The organism is Streptomyces sp. NPDC002537, assembly GCF_053594975.1.
In genome coordinates this window covers 1-26,084 of record NZ_JBSFWT010000046.1, presented here as the reverse complement: position 1 = coordinate 26,084, position 26,084 = coordinate 1, and the positions used below count along the sequence as shown (strand labels likewise).

Sequence of the window (26,084 nt, the reverse complement as noted above, 5' to 3'; positions counted from 1 at the left end):
GGCCAGTGGGCTTCCGTTATCCGAACGCCGGGGGCGGCTCAGCGGATGCCTGTCGGCCGGGTGTCAACTTGTGCTGCTTACCAGCATATTGGGGACACAGCGGATCCGACCCCTGCCGGACCGGGCCCCGATGGATCAGTTCGGACGGGTCGGTTCGGTACGGATCCGTTCAGTACGGATCCGTTCAGTAAGGCTGTGGAGCCGCGCCCTGCGGGGCCGCGCCGCCGGGCCAGCCGGCCGGAGGGTAGCCGTAGCCGCCGGACGGGGGCGGCACGGCCGGGCCGCCGTAGCCGTCGCGGTCGAAGAACGGGCGCGCGTGGGCGCGCATCCACATCGCGACCGGGTCGTGCTCGTCCGACATCGCGACCGTGGACACCGGCAGCCCCTCGGGCACCGCGCCGAGCGACTGCCGCATCATCGACCGCACCGTGTCCACGGCGGCCCGCGAGGTGTCGTACAGATCGAGGCCGATCGCCAGATAGGGGGTGCCCAGCGCGGGCTGCACCCAGGCGCGGCGCAGCGCCCGCACCGCGGGCGTGTGCCGGGCCTGCTGCCCGAGCAGGGCGTAGAACTGCGGGATGTCCAGGGCGGGCTCGCTCAGTTGGAGCGGTCCGGCGGGCAGCCGGTCGAGGCCGCCCGCGATCCGCCGCAGGTCGAGCCAGGGCACGCCGACACCACCGCCGGGGGCGTGCGGATTGAGCCACAGGCCCCAGCGGTCGGGGTAGAGCGCGCCGGCGACGGCACGGCCCGGGACGACGACGTGGGCGCGGTTCCAGCCACTGGCGGCGAGCTCCTGCGCGGAGGTCACGCACGGGGCGTAGCCGAGGCCGTCGACCTCCATGTTGCCGTACTGCGCGTCGGGCGAACCGGCCTGGCCGTGCCAGAGCAGCATCCAGACGCCGCCCTCGGCCAGCGCCTGGAGGAGGGCCTCATAGGCGTCGTACCGGCCGGGCGCCACCTGGCGCAGCATCTGCTCCACGCCGCTCCCCGCGCCCGCGCTCACCTGGTTCCGCCCCTTCTCTCGGCCGCCCCCGGCCGCTTTCTCCAGTGCCCCGGGGCGCGGCAGCGCGCCCGGTCCGGTCATACCGACAGCTTACGAGCCCGCGGCGGCGGGCACGGGAGGAGTCACAGGTCACGGTCGTAGAACGGACGGACCTGAGCCAGCATCCAGTCGGCCACCGGGTCCCGCGCCACGTCCAGGAAGACCAGCTGTACGGGCCAGACGACGGGCGCCGTGCCGAGCGCCCTGCCGAGGGCGTCCATGACGGCGGTGCGGCTGCCGGGGTCGGGCAGGTCGAGCTCGACGCCGACGAAGAGCGCGGGGTCGGCCCCCTCGACGCTGGCGAGGGCGCGGCGCGCGGTCCGTACGCACTGGGCGGCGGCGAACTCCAGCCCGGCGGCGGCGAGGAAGCCGGTGGGCTCCTGCTGCCAGTCGGGCTGGAAGAGGCGGACCCGGCCGCCGGTGGCGTCGCCGTCGAGGAGGGTGCGCCCGGCGCGGCAGAGCTCGGCGACGGCGGGCGGCGGGAGGGGCGCGCCGACGGCGCCCTCGGGGTTGACGGCGAGGCCGACCTGCGGGGGCAGGCCGCGGGCGAATTCGACGGCCGGTGCCACGGCGAAGGGCATCCGGTCGCCGACGACGCGGAGGAACTCCGCCTCGGAGCTGAACACCGGTACGTAGGCGGCGCCGTCGAGCTCCATGGTGGGGAGGTCGAGGTCGGGGCTGTCGGGCCCGCCGCCGCCCGGCAGGGGCACCCAGAGGTGGCTGCGCCCGAGCACCTCGACGATGCGGGCGCCCGCGCCGGGCACGCCCAGGGAGGCGGTGAGCACCGCTTCGAGTTCATTGGCGGGCCAGCCCTGGGGGAGGCCGCCCACGGGGGCGCCGGCCGGGGCCGCGGGCCGACCGTACTGCTCGGGGATGCTCATCTCGTCCAACCGCCGTCTCTACAAAGCCGCACCCGAACCCTAACGGTTGGGCCGACGCCGCCGCCTGCGGCCTGCGGAATTGCCCACCGGCGAGGGGCGGGCGACCGCGCTCCCGGGACAACCGGCCCGTTCGGCGGCCGAGGAGACCTCGCGTCAGCGCGCCCGGCTCCGGGGAGACCCGTCAGCGCCCCTGCGAACCACCCGTGGGGGTGCACCCGCGGAGCCGGTGAAGGTGATCCGCCGCAGCGCGTCGGCCGCCGGACGGTCCATCAGCACCACCGATCCCACGCCCCCCGGCATCCTCCCGGCCACCGCGTCGGCGACCAGCCGGGCCGCCGCCCCCCGGTGGCGGCGGAACGCGCGCGCGGAGACCGTGCGCCCGCGCGCCGCCTGGCCCGCCAGCGCGAGGCCGGGGCCGACGTCGAGCAGCAGCAGGTGGACGGTGCCGCCCCGGCGGCGGGCCTCACGGACCAGCCACCGCCGCACCCAGCCGCGCTCGCCGCAGTCGTGCACCACCCCGCTCGCCCCGGAGCGCAGGGCCCGCCGGAGGGCGGCGTAGTGGACGAGCCGCACCAGCGGCCGGTACACGGCGTACGGCAGCCAGCCCGGGGTGCGGCGCTCCAGCCGCTCGCGGGAGTCCTGGGAGTCGACGCGGCGGACGGCCGCGCCCCGCTCGTCGAGCGCGGGCACGGCCCGCCGTATCAGGGTCGTCTTCCCGCTGCCGGGCAGTCCGGAGACGACGACGAGGTCGCCCGGGGCGCAGCGCAGCTCGGCGCGGCCGCCGCCGCGCAGGTCGAGGACGCCCGGCCGCACCCGGCACTCCCCCGCCGCCGGGCCGCGCGGCGCCCGCTCCGGCGGCGCGGCCTCCGTCCGCTCCCCGTCCGTGTCCCGCGTGCGCACGATGACCGCCTTCCCCCGTACCGGGCCCCGCCCGGTCACCATCCGACTACCCACAGAACGTAAAGGAAAGGTAATGCAATTGAGAGGACGGCGGGCGGTCCGTCGCGCGCCCGTCCGTGCAATGATGTGCGCGCCAACTGCGTACCCAAACTGCATACCGGCCGCTCGAATCCACGCGGGAGAGTTCCAGCCATTGAGTGCTGGGCGCCGAAGGAGCAAGTTCCTCCCTTGAATCTCTCAGGCCCCGTACCGCGTGGGCGAGGCAGATCTGAAAAGCGGGCCGTCCTGCGCGGCGGCCCCACCGAAGGTGCAAGCCGACAGCGCGTTCGTCGCTCGCGGTGAACCTCTCAGGTTCCGATGACAGATGGGGAGGACGTCCTCATTGCCATGCCTGGGAGCCCACACCATGACTGATGCCCCTCGCCGAACCGCTCTCGACGCGCTGCACCGCGCGCTCGGTGCCACGATGACCGACTTCGCCGGCTGGGACATGCCCCTGCGGTACGGAAGCGAGCGCGACGAGCACGTCGCGGTGCGCACCCACGCGGGCCTCTTCGACCTCTCCCACATGGGCGAGATCACCCTCACCGGCCCGCAGGCCGGGCAGGCGCTCGACCACGCGCTGGTGGGCAATCTCTCCGCGCTGGCGGTCGGCCGCGCCCGCTACACCATGATCTGCGACGCCGCGGGCGGCATCCTGGACGACCTGATCGTCTACCGCCTGGCCGACCAGGAGTACATGGTCGTCGCCAACGCCTCCAACGCCCAGGTGGTGCTGGACGCGCTGACCGAGCGCGCGGCGGACTTCGCCACCGAGGTGCGGGACGACCGCGACAACTACGCGCTGCTCGCGGTCCAGGGCCCCGAGTCCCCCGGCATTCTCAAGTCCCTCACGGACGCGGACCTGGACGGCCTCAAGTACTACGCGGGCCTGCCGGGCACCGTCGCGGGCGTGCCCGCGCTGATCGCCCGCACCGGCTACACCGGCGAGGACGGCTTCGAGCTGTTCGTCGCCCCGGCCGACGCCGAGAAGCTCTGGCAGGCGCTGACCGACGCGGGCGCCGCCGTCGGTCTCGTGCCCTGTGGCCTCTCCTGCCGCGACACGCTGCGCCTGGAGGCGGGCATGCCGCTGTACGGGCACGAGCTGACGACCGCCACCACGCCGTTCGACGCGGGCCTCGGCCGGGTCGTGAAGTTCGACAAGGAGGGCGACTTCGTGGGGCGCGAGGCGCTCGCGGCCGCCGCGGAGCGCGCGGAGGGCAACCCGCCGCGCAAGCTGGTCGGCCTGATCGCCGAGGGCCGCCGGGTGCCGCGCGCCGGATTCGCGGTGGTCTCCGGCGGCGAGGTCGTCGGCGAGGTCACGTCCGGCGCCCCCTCCCCCACGCTCGGCAAGCCGATCGCCATCGCGTACATCGACGCCGCCCACTCCGCACCCGGTACAAAGGGTGTGTCCGTGGACATTCGCGGCAGCCATGAGCCCTACGAGGTCGTGGCCCTGCCCTTCTACAAGCGGCAGCGCTGATCTCTTCCCGTCTCACCTGTCAATACCCGTTGCACAAGCACCCACGCGCATCCAGGAGAATCAAGCCATGAGCAACCCCCAGCAGCTGCGCTACAGCAAGGAGCACGAGTGGCTGTCGGCCGCCGAGGACGGTGTGGCGACGGTCGGCATCACCGAGTTCGCCGCCAACGCGCTCGGTGACGTCGTCTACGCCCAGCTCCCGGCGGTCGGCGACTCGGTCACCGCGGGTGAGTCCTGTGGCGAGCTGGAGTCGACCAAGTCGGTCAGCGACCTGTACTCCCCGGTGACCGGCGAGGTCGTCGCGGCCAACCAGGACGTCGTGGACGACCCCGCGCTGGTGAACTCCGCCCCCTTCGCGGGCGGCTGGCTGTTCAAGGTCAAGATCGCGGACGAGCCGGCGGACCTGATGTCCGCCGACGAGTACACCGCCTTCGCCGGCTGACCCCGCCCCGCCCTCCCCGCCCCAGGAAGTCCAGGAAGAACTCATGTCGCTTCTGAACAGCTCCCTCCATGAGCTCGACCCCGACGTCGCCGCCGCTGTCGACGCCGAACTCCACCGCCAGCAGTCCACCCTCGAGATGATCGCGTCGGAGAACTTCGCTCCGGTCGCCGTCATGGAGGCCCAGGGCTCGGTCCTCACCAACAAGTACGCCGAGGGCTACCCGGGCCGCCGCTACTACGGCGGCTGCGAGCACGTCGACGTCGTCGAGCAGATCGCGATCGACCGGATCAAGGCGCTCTTCGGTGCCGAGCACGCGAACGTCCAGCCGCACTCCGGTGCGCAGGCCAACGCGGCCGCGATGTTCGCGCTGCTCAACCCCGGCGACACCATCCTGGGCCTGAACCTCGCCCACGGCGGTCACCTGACCCACGGCATGAAGATCAACTTCTCCGGGAAGCTCTACAACGTGGTCGCCTACCACGTCGACGAGCAGACCAACCTGGTCGACATGGACGAGGTCGAGCGCCTCGCCAAGGAGCACCGCCCGAAGCTGATCGTCGCCGGCTGGTCGGCGTACCCGCGCCAGCTGGACTTCGCGGCCTTCCGCCGGATCGCCGACGAGGTCGGCGCGTACCTGATGGTCGACATGGCCCACTTCGCGGGCCTGGTCGCCGCCGGGCTGCACCCCTCCCCGGTGCCGCACGCGCACGTCGTCACCACGACCACGCACAAGACGCTGGGCGGCCCGCGCGGTGGTGTGATCCTCTCCACGGCCGAACTGGCCAAGAAGATCAACTCCGCCGTCTTCCCCGGTCAGCAGGGTGGTCCGCTGGAGCACGTGATCGCGGCGAAGGCCGTCTCCTTCAAGGTCGCGGCCAGCGAGGAGTTCAAGGAGCGCCAGGAGCGTACGCTGGAAGGCGCGAAGATCCTGGCGGAGCGCCTGGTTCAGCCCGATGTGACCGAGGTGGGCGTCTCCGTCCTCTCCGGTGGCACGGACGTGCACCTGGTGCTGGTCGATCTCCGCAACTCCGAGCTGGACGGCCAGCAGGCCGAGGACCGCCTCCACGAGGTCGGGATCACGGTCAACCGGAACGCCATCCCGAACGACCCGCGGCCCCCGATGGTCACCTCGGGCCTGCGGATCGGCACCCCGGCGCTGGCCACCCGTGGCTTCCAGGCCGATGACTTCCGTGAGGTCGCGGACATCATCGCCGCGGCCCTGAAGCCGTCCTACGACGTGGCGTCGCTGTCGGCCCGCGTCACGGCCCTGGCCGACAAGTACCCGCTGTACCCCGGACTGAAGTAGTCCGGCAGCACCTGATTCACCCGTAGGTGCGGGGCACCAGGCACACTGAAAAGGTGGGCCCGGTGCCCCTCACCGCGTAAGCCCTGTACCACCGACCCGAGGGAGCAGCCACCGTGGCCATCTCCGTTTTCGATCTCTTCTCGATCGGCATAGGCCCGTCCAGCTCCCACACGGTCGGCCCGATGCGGGCCGCGCTGATGTTCACGCGCCGCCTGAAGAACGAGGGCCTGCTGGCCCACACCACCTCCGTCCGCGCCGAGCTCTTCGGCTCGCTCGGGGCCACCGGCCACGGCCACGGCACCCCCAAGGCCGTGCTGCTCGGCCTGGAGGGCCACTCGCCCCGCACGGTCGACGTCGAGACGGCGGACGACGAGGTCGAGCGCATCCGCACCTCGAAGCGGCTGAGACTGCTCGGCGCGGAGATCGGCTCGGCGCACGAGATCGACTTCGACGAGTCGACCCAGCTGATCCTGCACCGCCGCCGCTCCCTGCCGTACCACGCCAACGGCATGACCCTCTTCGCGTACGACGAGGCGGGCGCGCCCCTGCTGGAGAAGACCTACTACTCCGTCGGCGGCGGCTTCGTCGTGGACGAGGACGCGGTCGGCGAGGACCGGATCGTCCTGGACGACACCGTGCTGAAGTACCCCTTCCGCACGGGTGACGAGCTGCTGCGGCTCTCCCGCGAGACGGGTCTGTCGATCTCCGCCCTGATGCTGGAGAACGAGAAGGCCTGGCGCACCGAGACGGAGATCCGCGAGGGCCTGCTGGAGATCTGGCGCGTCATGCAGGCGTGCGTCTCGCGCGGCATGGCCCGCGAGGGCATCCTCCCCGGCGGCCTCAAGGTCCGCCGCCGCGCCGCCAACTCGGCGCGCCAGCTGCGCGCCGAGGGCGACGCGCAGGCCCGCGCGATGGAGTGGATCACGATCTACGCCATGGCGGTCAACGAGGAGAACGCGGCGGGCGGCCGGGTCGTCACCGCCCCCACCAACGGCGCCGCGGGCATCATCCCCGCCGTGCTGCACTACTACATGAACTTCGTGCCCGGCGCGGACGAGGACGGCATCGTCCGCTTCCTGCTCGCCGCGGGCGCGATCGGCATGCTCTTCAAGGAGAACGCCTCGATCTCCGGCGCCGAGGTCGGCTGCCAGGGCGAGGTCGGCTCCGCCTGCTCGATGGCCTCGGGCGGCCTCGCCGAGGTCCTCGGCGGCACCCCGGAGCAGGTCGAGAACGCCGCCGAGATCGGCATGGAGCACAACCTCGGCCTCACCTGCGACCCGGTGGGCGGCCTGGTCCAGATCCCGTGCATCGAGCGCAACGGCATGGCCGCCGCCAAGGCCGTCACCGCCGCCCGCATGGCCCTCCGCGGCGACGGCCGCCACCACGTCTCCCTCGACAAGGTCATCAAGACCATGAAGGAGACGGGCGCCGACATGAAGGTCAAGTACAAGGAGACCGCCCGCGGCGGGCTCGCGGTGAACGTCATCGAGTGCTGACGCGCTGACGGCTCTTTCCTGACGGCCGCCTTCCCCCCGACACGGCGAGGGGAGGCGGCCGTCGGGGTTTCCGGGGCCCCGGCCGGGGTTGGAGATCATGACCGGAAACCGCGTGTCAGTGTGCGAATCCCGTGAGTAATGTCGGCGCCCTCGTACCGTCCCCGTCACGAGGAGTCCCCGCCATGCGCCTTCCCGTCCGTGCCGCTGTCGCGATCCTCGGCGCCGTCGCCGCCGTCTCCGGGCTCGCCGCCCCCGCCGCCGTCGCCGCTCCGGAGCCCGCGCCCGACGCCGCCGTGCGGATTCACAACGGCGCGTACGGGGGGTGCCTGACGGCGGAGGGGACCGGGTACCGCGATCCGCGGGGGACGGGGCGGCCGTGGCTCGTGGCGCTGCAGCCGTGTGCCGCGGGGGCGCCGGCCGACCAGTCGTGGGTGTACAGCCCCGCCACGCACCAGTACTGGTCGGTGGCCCAGCCGTACCGCTGCATCGACCGGAAGGGGCCGTTGCTGGTCACGGCGTTGTGCGACGCAGACTCGGCCGCGCAGCGGTTCCGCAGCGCGCCCGCCGCGGACGGCGGGCGCAAGATCGTGTCCGAGGCCGACGGCCGTATCTGGGACCAGGACTCGCACCGCGCGGGTGCGGCGCGGGCGGCGACGGGCGAGGGTGTCCGGGAGGCCCGCGACGTGGCGTCCGTCCCGGCCGACCGCAGGTGGACGCTGACGGCCGCCTGAGCGGACTCATTTGGAGCGTCCGGCGTTGTCAGTGGTACCGCGTACGCTCTCGGCATGAGTTACGCAGACCTGCGCGAACTCCAGAGCGCGCTCAACACCGCCTCGGACATCGCCTTCTCCCTCGACGCCGCGCCGGCCCCCCATGAGGCCGACCAGCTTCTCGACGCCCTGCGCAGAGCGCTGGCCGCGGCCGGTGCCCTGGGGGCCGGAGTGGGGGCGACGGGGTGCGCGGAGCATCCGAAGGGGCCCGTCGACCCGCTGTACGGCGACAAGGACGACCCGCTGCCGCCGGGCTGGGGCCGGTGCCTGCTGTGCAACGACCGGCGGCGGCGGGCCAGTGCGCAGCGGCGGGGCTGGCGCTGACCGGAGCCGTACGGCGGTGCGGCGGTGCGGTCAGCCGCCGTCGGCCACCAGGGACAGATAGCGGTCCCAGTCCCAGTACGGCCCGGGGTCGGTGTGGGTCGAGCCGGGCACTTCGACGTGGCCGATGATGTGTTCCCGGGTCGGGGGGATGCCGTGCCGGGCGCAGACGGCGGCGGTGAGCCGGGCCGAGGAGCGGTACATCGCGTCGGTGAAGTACGCGGGGCGGTCGATCCAGCCCTCGTGCTCGATGCCGATGCTGCGGGTGTTGTAGTCCCAGTTCCCGGCGTGCCAGGCGATGTCCTTCTCGCGGACGAACTGACCGATGTAGCCGTCGGCGGAGGCCACCATGTAGTGCGCCGAGACCTTCGACTGCGGGTCCTGGAAGATCCTCATCGCGTCGTGGAAGGTCTCCTGCGTCACATGGATCACGACGAGTTCGACGGGATAGGCGTCGGGTCGGCTGGAGACCGTGTAGTCGGCGCCGTCGGCCGGTATCCAGTGGGTGGGTGGATAGGGGGCGGTCGAGGGGCGTTCTTCCATGGGGGCTCCCGAGTCGGGGCAGCGACGGGGACATGACACAGCAGAACGGTCCAGGCCGCAAGCACCGACAGGAAGTCCGCATAAAAATAGGGGTTACCGCTGGTTCATTCATGGAATGTAAGGCAGGTGTTACAGCTCACCTTTGATTACCGAGCGGTCTTTACCTGATTGTCCAGATCTGACCAGATAGCCGCTTTGGCTGGAAGGCGGCCATCTGCCATAGTCGGTGTCACGACCCCCATTGACCCGGGCCAGGTCGTCGACACGGCCGTGGAACACACCCCGATTCTCCACGGCCCTACGAAGAGGCCCCCGGCCCGTCGCATACCGACGGATGGGGGCCTCTTCGTTTTCCGCGCCGTTCGTCCGCGCCGTTCGTCCGTGCCGTTCGTCCGTGCCGTTCGTCCGCGCCGTTCGTCCGTGCCGTTCGTCCGCGCCGTTCAGCGGTCGGCGACCCTCATCTCGAACCACGTCGTCTTGCCACGCGCCAGCAGATCCACGCCCCAGCGGTCCGAGAGCTTGTCGACCAGGAACAGCCCCCGCCCGCTGACGTCGAGCTCGTGCACCGGCATCAGGCACGGCAGCCCGCGGGACGGGTCGCGCACCTCTATCCGCAGCCAGCCGCGACGGCGCAGCATCCGCAGCCCGAAGGAGCGCGCGCCCGTATGCCGGACGGCGTTGCCCACGAGCTCGGAGACCAACAGGACGGCGTGCTCGGCGAGCTGAGCGGAAAGCCCCCAGTGCCGAAGCACGACGGACTGGGTCAGCCGACGCGCGGCGGCCGCCGATTCCGGACGGGAGGGCAGCTGAACTTCGCCGAGCGTGGGGTCGCCGAACAGATCGAGCGCCTTGAGCGCCAGTTCATCCTCTACGGTCGGCAGCCAGCGCACAGCGGCCGTGCCACTCCGCTGACGCGACTGCTCCGTTCCTTCCAGGCCCGCCATGACCCCCATCATGGCCGCCGTAAAGACCCCGTGGGCCGGAAAGAAGGGATTCGGTGTACCGGAATCCACGCCTCCAACACGCCGCCGCGACATATGCCATGGGCAGCCAGTCACTCGGAAAATACCGACTGACCTGCGGTGACCCCGGGTGCACAGATGATCGCTCAGCGCATGGAACAAGGTCATTTCGAGGCGTTCGCACAGGGCGGGGAATTCCCCCACAAGGGGCAACGGCCGGGCTGTCGGCGGGCCTTCGGGAACGCGCGGGGGCGGGAAAGCCGGCCCCGGCTTTCCCGCCCCTACACGCCTCAACCCACCTATTTTCAGACGAACTTGGCCTTGCCCGGCCCGTCCTCGACAAAGCTGCGCATCCCGATCTCACGGTCCTCGGTCGCGAACAGCCCCGCGAACCAGTTGCGTTCGATGGCGAGCCCGGTGTCGATGTCGGTCTCCAGGCCGGCGTCCACCGCCTCCTTGGCGGCGCGCAGCGCCAGTGCGGGACCGGCGGCCAGCCGCGCGGCCCACGCGTGCGCCTGCTCGTACACCTCGGCGGCCGGGACGACCCGGTCGACGAGACCGAGTGCCAGCGCCTCGGGCGCCTTCACCTGACGGCCCGTGAAGATGAGGTCCTTGGCCTTGGAGGGGCCGATCAGCCGGGACAGCCGCTGGGTGCCGCCCGCGCCCGGGATCAGCCCGAGCAGGATCTCGGGCTGACCCAGCTTGGCGTTGTCCGCGGCGATACGGAAGTCGGCGCAGAGCGCGAGTTCGCAGCCGCCGCCGAGCGCATAGCCGGTGACGGCGGCGACGACGGGCTTGGGGATGCGGGCGACGGCGGTGAAGGAGTCCTGGAGGCCACGGGACCGGGCCACCATGGCGGCGTGGTCCATCTTCTGCATCTCCTTGATGTCCGCGCCCGCCGCGAACACCTTCTCCCCGCCCCACAGCACGAGGGCCCGTACGTCGGCGCGGTGGGTCACCTCCTCCGCGAGCGCGCGGAGCCGGTCCTGGGTCGCGATGTCCAGTGCGTTCATGGGCGGACGGTCCAGGCGGATGGTTCCGACACCCTCGGCAACCTCAAGATGCACAGTCATGCCAGCAGGTTAGCTTCAGGGGGTCCGGGGGTCTGCCCCGCGCGGGCGCGGTACGCGAAGCGGCCCGGTGCACTTGGTCACAGTGCGCCGGGCCGCTGTCGGGCCGTCACGAGGGGGGAGACGGAGGGGGAGACGGGAAGCGGGGAGCGTCAGCTCCCGGCGGTCCACTCCGACCAGGACATGTTCCAGCCGTTGAGCCCGTTGTCCGGCTGGATCGTTTTGTCAGGGGAGTTCTTGACGATGACGACGTCGCCGAGGAGCGAGTTGTTGTAGAACCAGGAGGCCGGGGTGGACGGGTCGCCGCCGCCCCGCTGGTCGAACAGGCCGACGCAGCCGTGGCTGAGGTTCTCGGAGCCGAAGGCCCCTTCGCCGGACCAGTAGTTGCCGTGCAGGAAGGTGCCGGAGCTGGAGAGGCGCATCGCGTGCGGCACGTCCGGGATGTCGTACTCGCCGCCGAAGCCGACGGTACGGCCGTCCATCCGCGTCACGTCGTACTTCTCGCTGATGACCATCTGGCCGTTGTACGTCGAGTGGCCCGGGGCACCGGCGGATATCGGGATGGTCTTGAACTGCTTGCCGTCCCGCTCGACCACCATCTGGTGGCTGGCGGCGTCGACGGTGCTCACCTGGCTGCGGCCGACGGTGAACTTCACGGTCTTGTTCTGGGTGCCGTAGACGCCCTCACGGCCTTCCACGCCGTCGAGGTTCATCTCGAGGGTCACCTTGGTGCCTGCGGCCCAGTACTTCTCGGGGCGGAAGTCGAGGCGGTCGTTGCCGAACCAGTGGCCCTTGACGGGCACCGAGGGCTCGGCGGTCACCTTCACGGCCTTCTCGACGGCCTTGGTGTCGGTGATGCCGCGGCTGAAAGTGAGCGACACGGGCATGCCGACGCCGACCGTGCTGCCGTCCTCCGGCGTGAAATAGCCGACGAACGTGTTCTGCGGGGTGAGGGTGGTGAAGGTCGCGTGCTTCGCGGACGTACGGCCGTCCTTGTCCTTCGCCAGGGCGTCCACCGTGTACTTCGTGGCGGCGGACAGGTGGGCGGTCGGCTCCCAGGCCGCACCGCCGTCGGTTATCTTGCCGTCCACCGCGCCGCCCTTGGCGTCGGCCACCTTGACGGAGGTCAGGGTGCCCTGGTCCACGGTGACCTTGAGCGCGCCGTTCGTCGCGACGTCGGGCGCGCCGTCCTTGGGCGCGATCGTCACGACTGCCCTGGAGGGCTTGCCGTCGTCCTTCTTGGCGTCGTCCTTCTTGTTATCGCCGTCGCCGCCACAGGCGGTGACCAGCATCAACAGCGCACCGAGCAGCAGCGCCAGCAGACCGCGACTGCGGCCGGCACGCCCTCTCGATATCAGCTGTACGTTCACTACGGTTGTCTCCCCTCGCACGGCCCGCGGCCACGCGGCGCCCCCTGAGCGCGTCAACACGCGCATGGCGATAGATAACCACATGCCACCGACAGTGCATGGCTCGGGAATGTCACCGTTCCGCAGCAAATGGGAACGGTGGTGCGAGACGTACGTCTGAGGAGTGGCCGATGGCCGAATCGAGGCATCTTAAACCGGCCAGCTGCCCGTCGTTGACCACCGGGGGCCCGGACGCCGGGGCCCCCGCCGGCCCACGGCCGGCCACGCCTCCGGCCCGCCGCCGGGTCCGATCATCCGGGTGAGCGTGCCCGTGGATCTGGGCAGAACTGGGGGAAGGACGAACCGCCGCCGCCCGGCACGGGAAGCCGGGCGGCCGGCGCGCCGGTCGAGAGCCGCCGGAGGCGACAACGTGTCGAGCGCACCCGAGCAAGAGGCGGAGCGGGACGGCCGGTTCGGGCCCGTCCCCGCCCGCCCCTGTACCGACGGCTGTACCGACGGCGGTGCGACGGCCCCCGCCGTGACCGGCGTCAACGGCCACCAGCGGGCGGAGCGCCCCGTTCCGTCCGTCCCTGTGGTGTGGCCGGGCAGCTCGGAGCCGCTGGGGGCCCGGTTCCGGGTGGGCCCCGACGGGGTGGCGGGGACCAACTTCGCCCTGTGGGCCGGTGGCGCGGAGGCCGTCGAGCTGTGCCTGTTCGACGACGGGCCCGGCGCGGACGCCGACGAGGGGCCCGAGGGCGAGATCCGGCTCCCCCTGGAGGAGTTGACCCATGAGATATGGCACGGCTTCGTGCCGGGCGTGCTGCCGGGCCGCCGCTACGGCTATCGCGTCCACGGCCGCTGGGACCCGTGGACCGGCTCCCGCTGGAACCCCGCCAAACTGCTGCTGGACCCCTACGCCCGCGCCATAGACGGCGATTTCACCCTTCCGCCCGAGGTATACGGACATGTCCGTGACTGGCCGCAGCAGTACGTCGCCGACACCGTCCGCGACGACCGGGACTCCGCCCCGTACGTCCCCAAGGGAGTCGTCGTGGCGGACGGCGACGACTGGGCGGACGACCGCAGGCCGAAGACGCCCTGGGCCGACTCGGTCATCTACGAGCTGCACGTGCGCGGCTTCACCATGCGCCACCCCGGCATACCGGCGCGGCTGCGCGGCACCTACGCGGGGCTCGCGCACCCGGCTGCCGTCGAGCACCTGGTCCGCCTCGGGGTGACCGCCGTCGAGCTGCTGCCGGTGCACCAGTTCGCGCACGAGGACCACCTGCTGCGGCGCGGGCTGCGCAACTACTGGGGCTACAACTCCATCGGCTACTTCGCGCCGCATGCCGCCTACGCGGCCACCGGCACGCGCGGCCGGCAGGTGGGCGAGTTCAAACGGATGGTGCGGGCGCTGCACGCGGCGGGCATCGAGGTCATCCTCGACGTGGTCTACAACCACACGGCGGAGGGCGGCGAGCTGGGGCCGACGCTCTCCCTGCGCGGCATCGACAATCGGCGCTACTACCGCCTCCAGGACGACGCGCGCCGCTACGCCGACTACACGGGCTGCGGCAACACCCTCCACGTCGTGCAGCCGAACGTCCTCCGTCTGATCACCGACTCGCTGCGCTACTGGGTGACGGAGATGGGCGTCGACGGCTTCCGCTTCGACCTGGCGGCGGCGCTGGCCCGCTCCATGCACGACGTCGACATGCTCTCGCCGTTCCTCGCGGTCATCGCCCAGGACCCGGTGCTGCGCCGGGTCAAGCTCATCGCCGAGCCCTGGGACGTGGGCTCCGGCGGCTACCAGGTGGGCGCCTTCCCCCCGCTCTGGACGGAGTGGAACGACCGCTACCGCGACGCGGTGCGCGACTTCTGGCGGGGCGCGCTGCCGGACGTACGGGACCTCGGCTACCGGCTGTCCGGCTCCAGCGACCTCTACGCGTGGGGCGGCCGCAGGCCGTACGCCTCCGTCAACTTCGTCACCGCCCACGACGGCTACACCCTGCGCGACCTCGTCAGCTACGAACAGAAGCACAACGAGGGCAACGGCGAGGGCAATCGCGACGGCACCTCCGACAACCGCTCCTGGAACTGCGGCGCCGAGGGCCCCACCGACGACCCGGCCGTCCTGGCGCTGCGGCGGCGGCAGTTACGGAACCTCCTGACGACCCTGCTGCTGTCCACGGGCGTGCCGATGCTGGTGGCGGGCGACGAGATGGGCCGCACGCAGGGCGGCAACAACAACGCGTACTGCCAGGACAACGCGACCAGTTGGGTCGACTGGTCCCTGCTGGAGGACCCCGGCTGGCGGGCCCTCGCCGAGCTCTCCGCCCGGCTGCTCGCGCTGCGCCGCGCCCATCCCGTGCTGCGCAGCCGGTCCTTCTTCTCCGGACGCCCACAAGGGGCGGACGGGCTGCGGGACCTCGCCTGGTTCACCGCGTCCGGCACGGAGATGACGGAGGCGGACTGGTACGCGCCCGCGGCGACGCTCGGCATGTACCTCTCCGGCCGGGACATCCCCCGGCGGGGCGCGGAGGGGGAGGCGGTCACGGACGACAGCTTCCTGACGGTGTTCCACGCGGGGGCGGGGCCGGTGCGGTTCACTCTGCCGGGGGCACCGTGGGCTTCTGCGTATGAACTCCTGGTCAATACGGCCTTGGAGGCGCAGGGGGTCGCGCCGTCCACGATGCGGCCCGGTGGCTCCCCCATAGCGGTGCGGCCCCGCTCGGTGCTCCTTCTGCGGGCCGTCCCGGCGAGTTCTTCCCCACCCCGCCCCTTCCCGTAACTGGGGGCAAGCCCCCAGACCCCCGAACCACGCTTCGCGCGGTGTCCTCAAACGCCGGACGGGCTGAATTCAGCGGGCTGGGGAGGAAAACCGCGTGAGCCGTGTCAGTGGTGAACCGTACGCTCGCTCATGATGGTTGACAGCCGAGCAAACCCGCGCTCCCCCGTCAGATCGCTGCTGCGCCTCTGGCCCTACGTCAGACCCGTCCGCGCCGCGATGTCCGGTGCCGCCGCCACGGCGGTCACCGCCTCGTGCGTGGGTCTCGTGATCCCTCTCGTACTGAAGTGGATGGTCGACGGCCCGGTCGCCGACCGTGACCCGTCCGGTGTCTGGCTGGGCGGCGGGCTGCTGCTGGCGCTCGGCGCTGCGGAGGCGACGCTGTTCTGGTTGCGGCGCAGGCTGACCGCCCGGCCGCTGGCGCGCGTCGAGGCGGACCTGCGGGCGGAGCTCTACGCCCACCTCCAGCGGCTGCCCGTGGCGTTCCACGACCGCTGGCCCTCGGGGCAGTTGCTCTCGCGTGCCACCGGCGATCTGCTGATGCTGCGGATCTTCCTGTCGTTCCCGCTGACCTTCCTGCTGGTCAACGGGGTCACCATCGTCGTCGGGTTCGTCATTCTGCTGATGCAGCAGTGGACGCTGGGGCTGGTGCTACTGGCGCCGGTGGTGCCGGTGGTGGCGCTCTGCTGGATGTTCGAGGAGCGCTACTCGCAGGCGGCGCGCACCGCGCAGGACCAGGTCGGCGATCTCACGACGGTCGTCGAGGAGAGCGTCCTCGGCATCCGCGTCGTCAAGGGCTTCGGGCGGCACCGCCGTCAGGAGCGCGCCTTCGCGGCGCTGTCCGGGCAGTTGCGGTCCACGGAGCTGCGCAAGGCGGGCCTGCTGGGGACGCTCTGGGCGCTGATGATGATCCTGCCGGAGCTGGCGATCGGTGCGGCGCTGGTGCTCGGCGTGGTGCGGGTCGCCGACGGCGGGCTGTCCGCGGGCACGCTGGTGGCGTTCCTGTCGACGGCGCTGGCGCTGCGCTGGCCGGTGGAGTCGATCGGTTTCCTGCTGGCGCTGACCAACGAGTCGGCGACGGCGGCGGACCGCTTCTTCGAGGTCCTGGACGCGCGGGCCCCCGTGGAGGAGCCGCGGGCCACCGGGGTCGCGCCCGTGCGCCGCGCCGCCGACGGACTGCGGCTGGAGGGCGTCGAGTTCCGCTATCCCGACGCGCCCGAGGGCTCCCCTTCCGTACTGCGCGGTGTCGACCTGCACATCCGGCCCGGGGAGACCATGGCGCTCGTCGGCACCACCGGCAGCGGCAAGACCACGCTCACCGCGCTGATCCCCCGCCTCCACGACCCCACCGCCGGGCGGATCACCCTCGACGGCCAGGACATCGCGGCGCTCCCCCGCGAGCGGCTGCGCGAGCTCGTGTCCGTCGCCTTCGAGGACCCCATGCTGTTCTCCGCCACGGTCGCCGAGAACGTCCTGATGGGTGCCGCGGGCGCACGGGAGGCGGATCTCGTACGGGCCTTGTCGGTCGCCCAGGCGGACTTCGTGCACGCCCTCCCCGAGGGGCCCCGCACCGAGGTCGGCGAGCAGGGGCTGAGCCTCTCCGGGGGCCAGCGGCAGCGGCTCGCGCTGGCCCGCGCGGTCGTCGGCTCGCCCCGGTTCCTCGTCCTCGACGATCCGCTGTCGGCGCTCGACGTCCACACCGAGGCCCTGGTCGAGGCGGCGCTGCGGGAGGTGCTCGCGACCACCACGGCCCTCGTGGTCGCCCACCGCCCGTCGACCGTCCTGCTGGCCGACCGGGTCGCGCTGCTCTCCGAGGGGCGGATCGCCGCGGTCGGCACCCATCACGAACTGCTGCACGGCAGCGAGGAGTACGCGTCGCTCATGTCCGGCGTATCCGCTACGTCCGGTGCGTCCGGTGCATCCGCCGTGTCCGGCCAGGACGTTCACGCCCGTCAAAGGGGAGGCACACCGCGATGACCACCACCGCCCCGGCCCCTTCCGGCGATCCCGTCGACGACCCCGTGGACGCCCCCGCCGGCGACCCCTTCGACAAGGACGTCCTGCCCGCGCCCAAGGGCGCCTCCCGCGCGCTGCTGCGCTCGCTGCTCGCCCCCGCGCGGGGGGCGGTCCGCGGCACCGTCGCCCTCCTGCTGCTCCAGCAGGCGGCCGTCCAGGCGGGGCCGCTGCTCGTCGCGTACGCCATCGACCGCGGGGTGCCCGCCGTGCGCCGCGGCGACCACGGGCCGCTCGTGGCCGTCGCCGTCGCGTACGCGGTGTGCGCGGCGGCCTCCGGCCTGCTCCAACTGGCCGTCGTCCGGCTGGTCGCCCGGATCGGCCAGGGCGTGCTGCTGGACCTGCGGAGCCGGATCTTCCACCACGCCCGGTCGCTCAGCGTCGACTTCCACGAGCGCTACACCTCCGGCCGGCTGATCTCCCGCGCGACGACCGACGTGGAGTCGCTGCGCGAGCTGCTCAACGACGGCCTCCAGGAGCTGATCGGCGTCTGCCTGTCGGTGGTGTACGTCTCGGTGATGCTGCTGTACTTCGACTGGGGCATCGGCGGGCTCGCCGTGCTCTCCCTGGTGCCGCTCGCCGCGTTCGTCCGCTCCTACCGGCTCCGCTCGGCGGTCGTCTACCGCGAGCGGTCCACCAGGATGGCCGCGGTCATCGTGAAGTTCACCGAGACGATGAACGGCATCCGGCCGGTGCAGGCGTTCCGTCGCGAGCGCGTCAACGAGCGGGAGTTCGCCGAGCTCAACACCCGCCATCGGGAGCTGACTTGCGCGACGACGACGGAGATGGCCCGCTACATCTTCCGGTCCCGGCTGACGGCCAACACCGCCCTCGCCGCGATCACGCTGTGGGGCGCGTACCGGGTGGCGTCGGGCGGGCTGGCGCTCGGCGTGCTCGCCGCCTCGGTGCTGTACCTGCGGCGGCTGTACGACCCGCTCGACCGGCTCGGCATGTTCCTCAACTCCTACCAGTCCGCCGCCGCTTCCCTGGACAAGGTCGCCGGGCTGCTCGCCCAGCGCCCCTCCGTCCCCGAGCCCGGACGGCCCGTGGCCCTGCCCGAGCGGCCCGCGGGCAGCCCCGGCCGCGAGGTCGTCTTCGACGGGGTGCGCTTCGCCTACCGCACGGGCGGCGAGGTGCTGCCCCGCTTCGACCTGACGCTGGCCGCCGGGCGGACGGTGGCGGTCGTCGGCTCGACCGGCGCCGGGAAGTCCACCCTGGCCAAGCTGCTCGCCCGGTTCTACGACCCGACCGAGGGCGAGGTCCGGCTCGACGGCGTCCCGCTGCGCGAGCTGGCCGGGCCGGAGCTGCGCCGCGGGGTCGTCATGGTCACCCAGGAGTCCTTCCTGTTCTCCGGCACGGTCGCCGACAACATCGCCATCGGCCGCCCCGGCGCGACGCGCGAGGAGATGGAGCGGGCGGCGAAGGCCATCGGCGCGCACGACTTCATCACCGCGCTGCCGGACGGCTACGACACGGACGTCCGCAAGCGGGGCGGGCGGATCTCCGCCGGGCAGCGCCAGCTCGTCGCCTTCGCACGGGCCCTGCTGGCCGACCCCGCGGTCCTCGTCCTCGACGAGGCCACGTCCTCGCTGGACGTCCCCGGCGAGCGGGCTGTCCAGGAGGCCATGCGGACGGTGCTGCGCGGCCGCACGGCCGTGGTGATCGCGCACCGGCTGTCCACGGTCGAGATCGCGGACCGGGTGCTGGTCATGTCCGAGGGCCGCGTCGTGGAGGACGGCTCCCCCGCCGAACTCACCGCGGGCACGGGCCGCTTCGCGGACCTCCACCGCGCGTGGCGCGACAGCCTGGTCTGAGGGGCCGGTCCGGTCCCGTCGGGCTAGGAAGCCCGCCGCGCTCGGCAGGTCAGGTCCTCGGCCGGGAGTCCGCCCGTGGTCAGGTAGGCCGTGGCGGCCTTGTCCGCACAGGAGTTGCCGCCGGGCGCGTAGAGGACACCGTGGCCCTCACCGCCGGCGACGGTGAGCATCCGGGAGCCGCGCAGGGCCCGGTGCATGGCCTGGCCGCCGGAGAGGGGTGTCAGGGGATCCCACTCGTTCTGCGTGATCAGTGCGGGGGCCTTGTTGTCCACCGTGGTCTGTGGCTCGCTGCCCGGCTTCCAGAAGGCGCACGGCGTGATGGTGGACGCGAAGTCGCCGTACAGCGGGTACCTGGCCTTGTCGCGGATCGCGTCGCGGCGGTACTGCTCGGGGTCGTGCGACCAGGTGCGGGTGTCGGCGCACATGACGGACCAGGCGCTGGAAGCGTAGTTGTCGTCGCCCTCCTCGGCCTGACCGGGCGTGCCGGACGGGTCGGGGGTCCCGCCCCCGGCCGCGTTCTTCAGTCCGGCGATCCATTCGGCGGCTTTCCGGACGTGGAAGAACGTGCGGCCCTGGGCACGGATGCCATCACCCGTGAGGGTTTGCCCCTCGAAAGGGACGGGCTTGCGGTCGGCCTGTGCGACCAGGTCCCAGAAGGTCCTGCGGACCTCGGCCGGGGTATCGCCCAGTCCGTAGGTCTTGTGTCGCGCGGCGGTCCATTCGGCCCATCGCGTGAAAGCCTGCTCGTCCGCCTTCGCCTGGTCCTGGAACATTCCCCGGTAGATCCGCGTGGGGTCGATCGCGCTGTCCAGGACGAACCGGTCGGCTCGCCGGGGGAACATCTGCAGGTAGACGGCGCCGAGGTAGGTGCCGTAGGAGACCCCCAGGTAGGAGATCGTCTTCTCGCCCGACGCCGCGCGGATGACATCCATGTCGCGAGCCGCGTTGCGGGTGGTGAGGTGCGGCAGCCTGTCACCGGCCTTGGCCAGGCACTTCCCGGCGACCGTACGTGCCCGCTCCACGTCCTTCGCGAAAGTCCCGGCCTTGTACGGGTTGTCGGTGCTCTGTTCGTCTTCGGTCAGGCCGCAGCTGACAGGAGAGCTCCGCCCGGTGCCCCTCGGGTCGAAGCCGATGAGGTCGTACTGCCGCTTCACTTCCTCGGGGATCTTCATGAGCGGGTCGACGGGAAGATTCAGCCCCGGCCCGCCGGGGCCGCCGGGATTGAGCAGCAGGACGCCGCGACGTTCCTTCGCGCTGCTCGCCTTCAGCCGGGATATCGCGATGTCGATCTTCTTGCCGCCGGGATCGCCGTAGTCCAGCGGCACTTCGAGAGTCGCGCACTGAAAGGCGGCGGGGCTGTTCGCGTCACAGCGCTGCCAGTTGAGCTTCTGCTGTGTGTACTGCCGCATGGGGTCCTTGGCGGCAGAGGCATCGGATGCGGCAAAGGCCGTTGCGGGCGTCAGTGCCGAAAGGGAAGCCGCCGCGATACCGGCGGCGAGAAGGGGCACTGTCCGGGTGTTTCTGTTTCGCACGATGATGCTCGTCCTTAGCGGGGAGGAATGGGCAGCCGGTCAGTTTCCGGTGAGGTGCTGGCGGACGCACTGCGTGTATTGGTGGAAGCTGTCGGGCCGGTAGCACTCCTGCGTCTTGTTCGCGTACCAGACCATGAAGACGACGACCAGGCCCGACACCACGATGGCGAGGGACGACGTCACCACGGCGGTGACGGCCTTGTGCCGGCCGGCGCCGGTCCGCCCGGCCGTCATCAGGGCGGCGATGCCCAGGATCAGGCCGATGACGGCGAGCGGGCCGCCGATGACGACGACCGAGGTGAGCAGGCCGGTGATGCCCAGCGCCATGGCGGCCGTGGCCAGGCCGTCGCCGTTCTTCGATGTCTGTGTCTCTTGCGCGTTCATCGGCCGTTCTCCCGTCGACTGGTCAGGAGGCGATTCTGATTTCCGGGGCCCGTGTGCACATCGCGGTAAGGCGGGAGAATCGGCTCCCCCGATCGGGGGAGGTCGCCGACGGGCTTTCCGGCGATACTGACCCGATCATGTTCAGAGGAATCCGGCCGCTGCTGCGCGGCTCCACGTATTCGGGTGCGCTGTTCGCCTATTGCGGCGCGCTGGCAAGCCTTCCGCTGCTGCCTTTCGCCATGTTTCCGGCGCTGGTGTGGCCGTCCGCTCCCTACGGGGTGCTGGTCGTTCTGGCCCTGCTGGTCTGGGCGGCGCTGATCGCCGCGATCGGGTTGCCGCGCGCCGCGCGGCGGGCGCTGATCGCGTGCGCCCGTCGGATGCTGAGGGTGCCGCTGCCGGACCCGCCGGCCACCGCTCCACCGGCCACCGCTCCGCCGACCGCCGCCGTGCCGTCCGGCACCGGCCGTTGGCGGACCCCGGTCTGGCTGCTGCTGCACGTGGCATTGGGGTGGACGGGGGCGCTGCTGAGCGGCGTGCTGGTCGTCGCGGGCCTGACCCTGCCGGGGAACCTGCTCGGCGCCGAGGCGGAGCTGAGTCTGTTCGGCCGGTCGGTGCGACTGACGGGTGGCTGGGGCAACTGGGCGGCGGCGCTCGGCTGTCTGCTGCTGGCGGCGGCTGTGTGCGTGGGGGTGACGAACACCCTGCGGTGGTCGGCGCCGCGGCTGCTGGGGCCGTCGGCGGCCGAGCGGCTCGCGCTGGCGGCCGAGCGGGAACTGCGGCTGGCCGAACGCAACCGGCTGGCCCACGAGTTGCACGACTCGATCGGGCACACGCTGACGGCGGCCACGATCCAGGCGGCGGTGGCGGGCGAGGTGCTCTCCGCCGACCCGGTGGCGGCGCGGGCCGCCCTGCGCAGCATCGAGGAGTCGGCTCGGGCCGCGCTGGAGGACCTGGACTACGTGCTGGGCGTGCTGCGCGAGGAGGAGGCGACGGAGACGGCGCCGGCCCGGACCCTGGCCGACCTCCCCGAGCTGCTGGACCGGTTGCGGCACGCGGGCGCGGTGGTGGAGCCGGAGCTGTCGGGCGAGTTGGCGCAGGTGCAGGGGACGCTCTCCCGGGCGGCGTACCGCATCCTGCAGGAGGGGCTGACGAACGCGCTGCGGCACGGGGCGGGCGGCCCGGTCGAGGTCCGGGTGGCGGTCGCGTCGGACGGGCTGGAGCTCGGCGTGGTCAACCGGACCGGGGCGGGCGCGGGCGCGGGCAGGGGCCCGGATGCCTTCCCGACGTCCGGGCACGGCCTGCCCGGACTGGCCGAGCGCGTACGGCTGCTGCACGGTGAGATCGAGGCCGGCCCGGACGGGCCACTGCACTGGCGGTTGACGGTCCGGCTGCCGATACGGTTGTCGGCATGATCGGCTCTGACGCAGGCGTGGCCGTCACGACCGGCCCTGACGCGGGCGCAGCCGTCACGTCCGACGTCGCCGCCGGTATCGGCCCCGCCACCGCCGGCCCCACGGGCACCCCCGTCACACTCCTGATCGCGGACGACGACGAGGTGACCCGTAGCGGTCTGCGCACCTTGCTCGCGGCGCAGCCGGGGATCTCGGTGGTCGGGGAGGCCGCCGACGGCGTCGAGGCGGTCGAGCGGGCGCGGCGGCTGCGGCCGGACGTGGTGCTGATGGATGTGCGGATGCCGCGTCTCAACGGGATCGAGGCCACCCGGCAGTTGCTGGCCGGGCCGGCCGGACCGCCGAAGGTCGTGGTGATCACCACCTTCGAGAACGACGGCTATGTCACTGCCGCGCTCAGCGCGGGGGCCAGCGGGTTCATGCTCAAACGGCTTCCGGTCCGGCAGATCGCGGAGGCGGTGCGGGTGGTGGCGGCGGGTGAGGCGGTCCTCTTCCCGGCGGCACTGCGCCGGATGGTCGCCGCCCGCCCGCTGGGCTCCGCCGAGGCCTTGCCGAAGGCGACACTGACGGGGCGGGAGGAGGAGGTGCTGCGGCTGATGGCCACCGGCCTGTCCAACCCGGAGATCGCGGAGTCGCTCACGGTGAGCCTGGAGACGGTGAAGACCCACGTCGGGAACGTGCTGACCAAGCTCGGCGCGCAGAACCGGACCCACGCGGTGGTGATCGCGTACGAGTCCGGTCTGGTGGTGCCGGGGTTCGCGGGCTGACGCGCCGGGGTCCCGGCCGTCATTGGACTCGACCATTTCCGGTCGGAATCCCGGACCCGACCGCTCCAACCCCCGGACGGAGCGCGCGAGTTCACCTGCCCGACCGTGTCGCACCGCTATGCGGACCGCGCTCTTTCGTCAACGGACACAAACAGGCCAACTTCTTGTCGCGCTCCTGACATACACGGGGCGGCGGTGGCACTCTTCCCTCCACCGACGCACGGATTCCCCCCCACGACCACGAAACGGCCGGGCGTCCTCCGGATCTCTCCGTCGTCCCCCACACGTACATGTTCTGCCTCGCTCTGCCCATCGAGTGACCTTCGCAGAAGGAGTCAGTGTGAGACCCACCCCCCATAGGCGAGCAGTCGCCACCGGCGCACTGGTCGCTGTCACCGCCATGCTCGCCGTCGGCACGCAGACCGGTGCCGCCACCGCGAAGTCCGAGCACACGGCCGAGGGCCGGAAGGTCGTCGCCAAGGCCGACCCCGGCGCCCTCCCCGCCAAGCTCACCCCCTCGCAGCGTGCGGAGCTGATCCGCGAGGCCAACGCGACCAAGGCGGACACGGCCCGGACGCTCGGGCTCGGCGCCAAGGAGCGGCTGGTCGTGAAGGACGTCGTCAAGGACGTCAACGGCACCAGCCACACCCGTTACGAGCGCACCTACGAGGGCCTGCCGGTGCTCGGCGGGGACCTCGTGGTCGACGCGACCAAGGGCGGTACGGTCAGGACCGTCGCCAAGGCCACCAAGGCCCGGGTGGCGGTGGCCACCACCACGCCGGGCCTCGCCGCGGCCGCCGCCGAGAAGGACGCGCTGAAGGCGGCGAACGCGAAGGGGTCGAAGGCCACCAAGGCCGACCAGGCGCCGCGCAAGGTGATCTGGGCGGCGAGCGGCACGCCCGTCCTCGCGTACGAGACGGTCGTCGGCGGCCTCCAGGAGGACGGCACGCCCAACCAGCTGCACGTCATCACGGACGCGCGGACCGGCAAGAAGCTCTTCGAGTTCCAGGGCGTCAAGACCGGCACCGGCAACACCCAGTACAGCGGCCAGGTCACCCTCGGCACGACCCAGTCCGGCGGCTCGTACCAGCTCAACGACGGGACGCGCGGCGGCCACAAGACGTACGACCTGAACCACGGGTCGTCCGGCACCGGCTCGCTGTTCACCAGCTCGAACGACGTCTTCGGCAACGGCACCACCGGCGACCCGGCGACCGCCGGCGCCGACGCGCACTACGGGGCCCAGCTCACGTGGGACTACTACAAGAACGTCCACGGGCGCAGCGGCATCCGCGGTGACGGCAAGGGCGCGTACAGCCGGGTCCACTACGGCAACAGCTACGTCAACGCGTTCTGGGACGACAGCTGCTTCTGCATGACGTACGGCGACGGGTCGGGCAACGCCAAGCCGCTGACGTCGATCGACGTGGCCGCGCACGAGATGACGCACGGTGTCACCTCCGCCACCGCCAACCTCACCTACAGCGGGGAGTCCGGCGGGCTGAACGAGGCCACGTCCGACATCATGGCGACGGCCGTCAAGTGGTGGGCCGGGAACCCCAACGACTCCGGCGACTACATGATCGGCAAGAAGATCGACATCAACGGCAACGGGACGCCGTTGCGTTACATGGACAAGCCGAGCAAGGACGGCCGGTCCAAGGACTCGTGGTACTCCGGTCTCGGCGGCATCGACGTGCACTACTCGTCGGGCCCGGCCAACCACTGGTTCTACCTGGCGTCCGAGGGCAGCGGCCCGAAGGACATCAACGGCGTGCACTACGACAGCCCCACCGCCGACGGGCAGCCGGTCACCGGCATCGGCCGGGACAACGCCGCGAAGATCTGGTACAAGGCGCTGAGCCAGCGCATGCAGTCCAACACCAACTACGCGGGCGCGCGGGACGCGACGCTGTGGGCCGCCGGCGAGCTGTTCGGCGTCGGCAGCGAGACGTACAACAACGCGGCCAACGCGTGGGCGGGCATCGGCGTCGGCAGCCGGGCCTCGACCGGGGTGACGGTCACCTCGCCCGGCGACCAGACCAGCATCGTGAACACCGCGGTGCAGTTGCAGATCAAGGCGACGGGCTCCACGTCGGGCGCGCTGTCCTACGCGGCGTCCGGCCTGCCCGCCGGGCTGTCGATCAACGCGTCGACCGGGCTGATCTCCGGCACCCCGACCACCACCGGCACCAGCACGGTGACCGTGACGGTGAAGGACTCCGCCGGGAAGACGGGCACCGCGACCTTCAAGTGGACCGTGAACACCACGGGCGGCGGCAGCGTCTTCGAGAACAACACCCCGGTGGCGATCCCGGACGCGGGCGACCCGATCACCTCGCCGATCGTGGTGACGCGGAGCGGCAGCGGCTCGTCGGCGCTGAAGGTCGACGTGAACATCACGCACACGTACCGGGGCGACCTCCAGATCGACCTGCTGGCCCCGGACGGGAAGACGTGGCGGCTGAAGGACTCCGACCCGTGGGACTCGGCGGCGGACGTGAAGGAGACGTACACGGTGGACGCGTCCGCCTCGTCGGCGACGGGCACCTGGAAACTTCAGGTCCAGGACGTGGCCGCGGGTGACGTCGGAACGCTCCAGAGCTGGCGGCTCACCTTCTAGTACGGCCCGCTGATCAGACGCCGTCCGGGGTGAGGGTTGCTCCCCCGGGCGGCGTCTCACTTTTCCCCCTCAAACGCCGGACGGGCTGAAAAACCAGCCCGTCCGGCGTTTGAGGTCGCGCCCGCCGGGGGCGGGGGGGGGGGGGGGGTT

Annotated in this window: 21 protein-coding genes and 2 riboswitches; of the genes, 12 read left to right on the top strand and 9 right to left on the bottom strand. The window is 71.9% G+C overall.

The window, feature by feature from the left end:
• Positions 1-184: 184 nt before the first annotated feature.
• The 3 genes from ACWD4A_RS21030 to ACWD4A_RS21020 all read right to left on the bottom strand — a co-directional run bounded on the left by ACWD4A_RS21030 (position 185) and on the right by ACWD4A_RS21020 (position 2,826).
• The gene (locus tag ACWD4A_RS21030) at positions 185-970 is read right to left on the bottom strand and encodes an enhanced serine sensitivity protein SseB C-terminal domain-containing protein (RefSeq protein ID WP_451195978.1); all 786 of its coding nucleotides are present in this window, start codon (positions 968-970) and stop codon (positions 185-187) included.
• A 155-nt stretch (positions 971-1,125) separates the two neighbouring features.
• Positions 1,126-1,923: an enhanced serine sensitivity protein SseB gene (locus ACWD4A_RS21025; protein WP_451195976.1), complete on the bottom strand. Its 798-nt coding sequence runs from the start codon at positions 1,921-1,923 to the stop codon at positions 1,126-1,128.
• Positions 1,924-2,076: 153 nt separating this feature from the next.
• Positions 2,077-2,826, bottom strand: coding sequence for an AAA family ATPase (locus ACWD4A_RS21020; RefSeq protein WP_451195974.1), 750 nt, complete (start codon positions 2,824-2,826; stop codon positions 2,077-2,079).
• A 163-nt stretch (positions 2,827-2,989) separates the two neighbouring features.
• Positions 2,990-3,085, top strand: a riboswitch (glycine riboswitch).
• Positions 3,086-3,197: riboswitch (glycine riboswitch) on the top strand. It abuts the riboswitch before it with no gap.
• A 32-nt stretch (positions 3,198-3,229) separates the two neighbouring features.
• Here ACWD4A_RS21020 and gcvT point away from each other — a divergent pair.
• The 6 genes from gcvT to ACWD4A_RS20990 all read left to right on the top strand — a co-directional run bounded on the left by gcvT (position 3,230) and on the right by ACWD4A_RS20990 (position 8,683).
• The gene (gcvT, locus tag ACWD4A_RS21015; protein ID WP_451195923.1) at positions 3,230-4,345 is read left to right on the top strand and encodes a glycine cleavage system aminomethyltransferase GcvT; all 1,116 of its coding nucleotides are present in this window, start codon (positions 3,230-3,232) and stop codon (positions 4,343-4,345) included.
• A 67-nt stretch (positions 4,346-4,412) separates the two neighbouring features.
• Positions 4,413-4,787: a glycine cleavage system protein GcvH gene (gene gcvH / locus ACWD4A_RS21010; protein ID WP_451195921.1), complete on the top strand. Its 375-nt coding sequence runs from the start codon at positions 4,413-4,415 to the stop codon at positions 4,785-4,787.
• Positions 4,788-4,830: 43 nt separating this feature from the next.
• Positions 4,831-6,093 (top strand): serine hydroxymethyltransferase, encoded by a 1,263-nt coding sequence (gene glyA / locus ACWD4A_RS21005; protein WP_451195919.1) that lies wholly within the window; start codon positions 4,831-4,833, stop codon positions 6,091-6,093.
• 113 nt (positions 6,094-6,206) lie between these two features.
• Positions 6,207-7,589: an L-serine ammonia-lyase gene (locus ACWD4A_RS21000; protein WP_451195917.1), complete on the top strand. Its 1,383-nt coding sequence runs from the start codon at positions 6,207-6,209 to the stop codon at positions 7,587-7,589.
• A 182-nt stretch (positions 7,590-7,771) separates the two neighbouring features.
• Positions 7,772-8,320, top strand: a complete 549-nt coding sequence (locus ACWD4A_RS20995; protein ID WP_451195915.1) for an RICIN domain-containing protein — start codon at positions 7,772-7,774, stop codon at positions 8,318-8,320.
• 54 nt (positions 8,321-8,374) lie between these two features.
• On the top strand, positions 8,375-8,683 hold the full coding sequence (locus ACWD4A_RS20990; protein ID WP_451195913.1) for a hypothetical protein: 309 nt from the start codon (positions 8,375-8,377) through the stop codon (positions 8,681-8,683).
• Positions 8,684-8,713: 30 nt separating this feature from the next.
• On the opposite strand, the gene ACWD4A_RS20985 is transcribed toward ACWD4A_RS20990, so the two are convergent.
• The 4 genes from ACWD4A_RS20985 to ACWD4A_RS20970 form a co-directional block, all read right to left on the bottom strand.
• Positions 8,714-9,223 (bottom strand): N-acetylmuramoyl-L-alanine amidase, encoded by a 510-nt coding sequence (locus tag ACWD4A_RS20985; protein WP_451195912.1) that lies wholly within the window; start codon positions 9,221-9,223, stop codon positions 8,714-8,716.
• 440 nt (positions 9,224-9,663) lie between these two features.
• Complete coding sequence (locus tag ACWD4A_RS20980; RefSeq protein WP_451195910.1) at positions 9,664-10,167, bottom strand: ATP-binding protein; 504 nt, start codon at positions 10,165-10,167, stop codon at positions 9,664-9,666.
• Positions 10,168-10,490: 323 nt separating this feature from the next.
• Positions 10,491-11,258 (bottom strand): enoyl-CoA hydratase/isomerase family protein, encoded by a 768-nt coding sequence (locus tag ACWD4A_RS20975; RefSeq protein WP_451195909.1) that lies wholly within the window; start codon positions 11,256-11,258, stop codon positions 10,491-10,493.
• Between the two features lie 149 nt (positions 11,259-11,407).
• Positions 11,408-12,547, bottom strand: coding sequence for a L,D-transpeptidase (locus ACWD4A_RS20970; protein ID WP_451195972.1), 1,140 nt, complete (start codon positions 12,545-12,547; stop codon positions 11,408-11,410).
• 487 nt (positions 12,548-13,034) lie between these two features.
• Between ACWD4A_RS20970 and glgX the strand changes: the two genes are divergently transcribed.
• The 3 genes from glgX (at position 13,035) to ACWD4A_RS20955 (ending at position 19,219) form a co-directional block, all read left to right on the top strand.
• Positions 13,035-15,395: a glycogen debranching protein GlgX gene (glgX, locus tag ACWD4A_RS20965; RefSeq protein ID WP_451195907.1), complete on the top strand. Its 2,361-nt coding sequence runs from the start codon at positions 13,035-13,037 to the stop codon at positions 15,393-15,395.
• A gap of 132 nt (positions 15,396-15,527) precedes the next feature.
• The gene (locus ACWD4A_RS20960) at positions 15,528-17,369 is read left to right on the top strand and encodes an ABC transporter ATP-binding protein (RefSeq protein ID WP_451195970.1); all 1,842 of its coding nucleotides are present in this window, start codon (positions 15,528-15,530) and stop codon (positions 17,367-17,369) included.
• Positions 17,366-19,219 (top strand): ABC transporter ATP-binding protein, encoded by a 1,854-nt coding sequence (locus ACWD4A_RS20955; RefSeq protein WP_451195905.1) that lies wholly within the window; start codon positions 17,366-17,368, stop codon positions 19,217-19,219. Before ACWD4A_RS20960 ends, ACWD4A_RS20955 begins: the two co-directional genes overlap by 4 nt.
• A gap of 23 nt (positions 19,220-19,242) precedes the next feature.
• On the opposite strand, the gene ACWD4A_RS20950 is transcribed toward ACWD4A_RS20955, so the two are convergent.
• Positions 19,243-20,628, bottom strand: coding sequence for an alpha/beta hydrolase (locus ACWD4A_RS20950; protein ID WP_451195903.1), 1,386 nt, complete (start codon positions 20,626-20,628; stop codon positions 19,243-19,245).
• Between the two features lie 162 nt (positions 20,629-20,790).
• Positions 20,791-21,135 carry a DUF4190 domain-containing protein gene (locus tag ACWD4A_RS20945; RefSeq protein WP_451195901.1) on the bottom strand — a complete coding sequence of 115 codons (345 nt, stop codon included), beginning with the start codon at positions 21,133-21,135 and terminating at the stop codon, positions 20,791-20,793.
• Positions 21,136-21,272: 137 nt separating this feature from the next.
• Here ACWD4A_RS20945 and ACWD4A_RS20940 point away from each other — a divergent pair, with 137 nt between their 5' ends.
• The 3 genes from ACWD4A_RS20940 to ACWD4A_RS20930 all read left to right on the top strand — a co-directional run bounded on the left by ACWD4A_RS20940 (position 21,273) and on the right by ACWD4A_RS20930 (position 25,934).
• The gene (locus tag ACWD4A_RS20940; RefSeq protein ID WP_451195899.1) at positions 21,273-22,547 is read left to right on the top strand and encodes a sensor histidine kinase; all 1,275 of its coding nucleotides are present in this window, start codon (positions 21,273-21,275) and stop codon (positions 22,545-22,547) included.
• The gene (locus ACWD4A_RS20935) at positions 22,544-23,311 is read left to right on the top strand and encodes a response regulator (RefSeq protein WP_451195897.1); all 768 of its coding nucleotides are present in this window, start codon (positions 22,544-22,546) and stop codon (positions 23,309-23,311) included. Before ACWD4A_RS20940 ends, ACWD4A_RS20935 begins: the two co-directional genes overlap by 4 nt.
• A 340-nt stretch (positions 23,312-23,651) precedes the next feature.
• Positions 23,652-25,934: a M4 family metallopeptidase gene (locus ACWD4A_RS20930; protein ID WP_451195895.1), complete on the top strand. Its 2,283-nt coding sequence runs from the start codon at positions 23,652-23,654 to the stop codon at positions 25,932-25,934.
• The last annotated feature ends 150 nt before the right edge of the window (positions 25,935-26,084 follow it).